Raw genomic sequence first — 4505 nt, forward strand, 5'->3', positions numbered from 1 at the left:
ATAAGTATGTTTTATTATTACCGCCAGGTGGCGTAGTTAAAATTTCCCAAGTTAACATCTAACAAATTGACAGCAGGGGTCAGATTGTAATAGCATCAATTATTCCCTTTACCAGTCTTGCCTATTGACCAGCAAGATCATTCCGGAGTAATACCATGCAGTGGACTAAACCAGCTTTTCAAGACATCCGTATCGGTTTCGAAATCACCATGTATTTTGAAGCACGCTAAAAACTAATAAACCTGAATACATTAAAAGCCCTAGATGACTAGGGCTTTTACTTTTTTAGCAATTTGGAAATATTGATTTATGTATATTCATGTTTTAGGTTCAGCTGCTGGTGGCGGCTTTCCGCAGTGGAATTGCAATTGCCATAATTGTCATGGTGTTCGTCAAGGCACGATTCAAGCAAAGACTCGTACCCAATCTTCGATCGCCATATCAGAAAATGGCATAGATTGGATTTTATTCAATGCGTCCCCTGATATTCGCCAACAGTTATTTGAATTTAAGGCGGCACAGCCAGCACGCGGATTGAGAGATACAGGTATCACCAATGTGGTGTTAATGGACAGTCAGCTTGATCATACGACAGGGCTATTAACCCTGCGTGAAGGTTGTCCTATGCCTGTTTGGTGTACTGACATGGTCTATCAAGATCTCACGACAGGATTTCCTCTTTTTAACATGTTGAAGCACTGGAATGGTGGCTTGCAATATCATCAAATTGATCCTAAAAAGACCTTTAAGATTGAAGGCTTTGGCAATTTAGAGTTGACGCCTTTAGTGATTAGAAGCTCCGCACCGCCTTATTCACCGCACCGTAATGATCCACATGATGGCGATAATATTGCGCTGATTGTGAAAGATTTAAAAACACAAAAACAACTCTTTTATGCGCCAGGTTTGGGCAAAATTGACGATGACGTTATGCAGATCATGAAAGCCTCTGATTGCGTGATGATTGACGGCACCCTATGGACTGACAATGAGATGCAAGAATGCGGCGTCGGTACCAAAACTGGCCAAGACATGGGACATTTGCATATTAGTGGTGAAGACGGCTCGCTGCATTATTTAGATCAGTTAGATAACGCTCGTAAAGTGTTGATCCATATCAATAATACCAACCCGATATTGAATGAACAATCTGAACAGGCTGCGATATTAAAACAACATGGTGTTGAAGTGGCGTTTGATGGTATGCAGATTGAGCTTTAAGACAAACGGTAAGGCGACGACAGCAATCGTAAGGTGAATGCAATGCAACAAGAAAAAACAGCACTTAGCCCAGAAGCGTTTGAACAAGCGATTATGGATAAAGGTCAGTATTATCATATTTATCACCCTTTTCATGTCATGATGCATGAAGGCAAAGCGACACAGCAGCAAATCCAAGCGTGGGTCGCCAACCGATTTTATTATCAGATCAACATTCCATTGAAAGACGCGGCCATTATGGCAAACTGCCCAGATCAGCGCGTACGTCAAGAGTGGATTCAACGCATGATTGATCAAGATGGGGTGTATCCTGATGGCGGCGGTCGTGAGGCATGGTTAGGTCTGGCAGAAGCAGTTGGGCTGACTCGTGAGCAAGTAATCTCTGAAGAGTTGGTGCTACCAGGTGTGCGTTTTGCCGTCGATGCTTATGTGAACTTTGCGCGGCGTACCTCATGGCGAGAAGCCGCCAGTAGCTCACTTACAGAGCTATTTGCCCCGCAGATTCACCAGTCGCGTTTAGAATCGTGGCCCAAGCATTATCCTTGGATTAAGGAAGAAGGTTATACCTATTTCCGCTCGCGCTTGAGTCAAGCGCGCCGCGATGTTGAGCATGGTCTGACTATCACACTCGACTCGTTTAAGACAGCCGAGCAACAAGAGCGTATGTTAGAAATCCTACAGTTTAAGCTCGATATCTTATGGACGATTTTGGATGCCTTGAGCTTGGCTTATGTGCATAATCAAGCCCCTTACCAAAGTGTCACCTCTGATAACGTCTGGCATAAAGGATTGTTCAAATGAGTATACCTGCTAGTTTACCTGAGCTGGATCAATCCATCGTACCGGTATGGCGTCACGGCTATCGCTTCCAGTTTGAGCCTGCTCAGAATGCGTATGTCTTACTGTACCCTGAAGGCATGATTAAGCTCAATGACAGTGCTAGCATCATTGGGCAACATATTGATGGTCAAGCAACCATCGCCGATATTATCCAAAAGGTGCAAGCCATGTTTGGCGATATCCCTGAAATCGAGCAAGATATCGTTGAATATATGCTGGTTGCCCAGCGTGAACATTGGATTGATTTAGTATGACTGCACCAGTCGGGCTTCCGCTATGGCTACTTGCTGAGTTGACCTATCGCTGCCCATTACAATGCCCTTATTGCTCCAACCCCATTGATTATGCTCAGTATAAAGAGGAGCTGACGACCCAAGAATGGTTTGATGTGTTTGATCAGGCACGGCAAATGGGTGCGGTGCAGCTTGGTTTTTCTGGCGGTGAACCACTGGTTCGTCAAGACCTAGAAGAATTGGTCGCTTATGCGCACAATCAAGGTTTTTATACTAACTTGATTACGTCAGGTATGGGATTGACCGAAGCTAGAATTGCGCGTTTAAAAGAAGCAGGTCTTCAGCATATTCAAATCAGCTTTCAAGCCAGTGATCCAACGGTCAACAATGCCTTGGCAGGTTCGAAACATGCCTTTGAGCAAAAATACGAGATGTCACGTCTGGTCAAACAGTACGACTATCCGATGGTGCTCAATTTTGTCATTCATCGGCAAAACATCGATCAGATTGACCAGATTATTGAGCTGTGCTTAGAGCTGGAAGCCGACACGGTTGAGCTGGCTATTTGCCAGTTTTATGGCTGGGCGTTTGAAAACATAGAAGGTCTATTGCCTACCAAAGCGCAAGTGGTCCGAGCCGAACGCATTACCAATGAATACCGCAAGAAGATTGAAGAACGTGGTATTAAGTGCAAACTTATTTTTGTGGTGCCTGACTATTACGAAGAACGTCCAAAACCTTGTATGGATGGTTGGGGTAAGATTTTCTTAACAGTAGCACCTGATGGCACAGCGCTACCTTGCCATGCTGCCAGACAAATGCCAATACAGTTCCCTAATGTACGCGATACCCAGTTGTCAGATATCTGGTATGAGTCTGCGAGTTTTAATCAGTTTCGCGGTGACGATTGGATGCCCGATATCTGCCAAAGCTGCCCAGATAAAGAACGCGATTACGGTGGCTGTCGTTGCCAAGCGTTTATGCTTACTGGGGACGCCAAAAACGCCGATCCTGTGTGTGGCAAATCACCTTATCATTATCTAATCGAGGAAGCGCGTATCAATAGCGAGACGCCTGTACCTTTTGAGGAATTGCGTTTTCGCAATCCTAAAAACTCTAAGCGGCTAAGTAACAAACAGCTGAATGAAGAACAACTGATACCTACTCGTACGGTAACGGATTGAATATGAACGCTCAACCTGTAATATTTGATGGACATAATGATCTGTTGACTCGACTTTGGCTAAGTTCAGCTGCCGATCCTGTGCATGATTTTGTTCATGGCACGTTACCGGGACATCTAGATTTACAACGTTGTCGCCAAGCGGGATGGATGGGCGGATTATTTTCTATTTTCCTGCCGCCCTACGCTTATGTGAAAAACAACCATCCTGACAAGTTATCTAATCCTGCAAACTCAGACTTTGAGCCGCAAGAAATCGTCGATATCTGCTGTGCACAATTAGAACTTGCGCAGCAATTGCAGGCGCGATCAGACGGTCAGATTCAAATTTGTACGTCTCTAAATCAAATTCAGACCTGTCAGCAAAATCAGCAACTGGCCATCGTTTTACACCTTGAAGGTGCTGAGTTTTTAGCCATTGAGCCTGAACTGCTGGATGTTTTTTATGATGCAGGGCTTAGAAGCATTGGCCCACTCTGGAATAGAAAAAGCCTTTTTGGTGATGGCTTAAATGCATCCTTTCCACACTCTCCAGATACGGGATCTGGGCTCACGACTCAAGGTAAAGACCTCATTCTAGCGTGTTGTGACAAGCAGATGCTGATAGATGTGTCGCATATGAATGAGCGCGCGTTCTGGGATACGTTAGAGATTATTAATCAGCCCATTGTCGCGACACATTCAAATGTTCATGCTTTATGTCAGCAAGCCAGAAACCTGACCGACGCCCAGCTGGCTGCTATCAAAAAAAGCCATGGCATGGTTGGGGTGAATTTCGATGTCGCTTTTCTTCGTGCAGATGGGCAGCGCAATACGCAAACCTCACTTGATGTGATTGTCGATCATCTAGATTATCTAGTTGACCATATAGGCGAAGATCATGTTGGTTTTGGCTCTGATTTCGATGGTTGTTTATTACCTGATGATTTGTCTGATATCAGTCAACTCTCTATGTTAATTGAGCGGATGCAGCAACGACACTTCTCTGATCAATTGATTGAAAAGATCACGTCAAAAAACTGGTTTAC

The 4505-nt window shown here is 44.5% G+C and carries 6 protein-coding genes; all 6 read left to right on the plus strand.

The window, feature by feature from the left end; all coding sequences use genetic code 11:
• The first annotated feature begins 155 nt into the window (after window positions 1-155).
• The gene (gene pqqA / locus IPZ60_RS14060) at window positions 156-230 is read left to right on the plus strand and encodes a pyrroloquinoline quinone precursor peptide PqqA (protein WP_075107140.1); all 75 of its coding nucleotides are present in this window, start codon (window positions 156-158) and stop codon (window positions 228-230) included.
• 79 nt (window positions 231-309) lie between these two features.
• Window positions 310-1221, plus strand: coding sequence for a pyrroloquinoline quinone biosynthesis protein PqqB (pqqB, locus tag IPZ60_RS14065; protein ID WP_194198347.1), 912 nt, complete (start codon window positions 310-312; stop codon window positions 1219-1221).
• Between the two features lie 42 nt (window positions 1222-1263).
• A complete protein-coding gene (pqqC, locus tag IPZ60_RS14070) occupies window positions 1264-2022 on the plus strand; it encodes a pyrroloquinoline-quinone synthase PqqC (protein WP_194198348.1) in 759 nt (252 codons plus the stop codon).
• Window positions 2019-2315: a pyrroloquinoline quinone biosynthesis peptide chaperone PqqD gene (gene pqqD, locus IPZ60_RS14075; RefSeq protein WP_194198349.1), complete on the plus strand. Its 297-nt coding sequence runs from the start codon at window positions 2019-2021 to the stop codon at window positions 2313-2315. Before pqqC ends, pqqD begins: the two co-directional genes overlap by 4 nt.
• Entirely contained in the window at window positions 2312-3478 is a 1167-nt protein-coding gene (pqqE, locus tag IPZ60_RS14080) for a pyrroloquinoline quinone biosynthesis protein PqqE (protein ID WP_194198350.1), read from the plus strand. The genes pqqD and pqqE overlap by 4 nt, the downstream gene beginning before the upstream one ends.
• A 2-nt stretch (window positions 3479-3480) precedes the next feature.
• The coding region (locus tag IPZ60_RS14085; protein WP_194198351.1) for a dipeptidase at window positions 3481-4505 on the plus strand (1025 nt) is incomplete at its 3' end.

Source organism: Psychrobacter sp. NG25, assembly GCF_015234355.1.
GTDB lineage: Bacteria > Pseudomonadota > Gammaproteobacteria > Pseudomonadales > Moraxellaceae > Psychrobacter.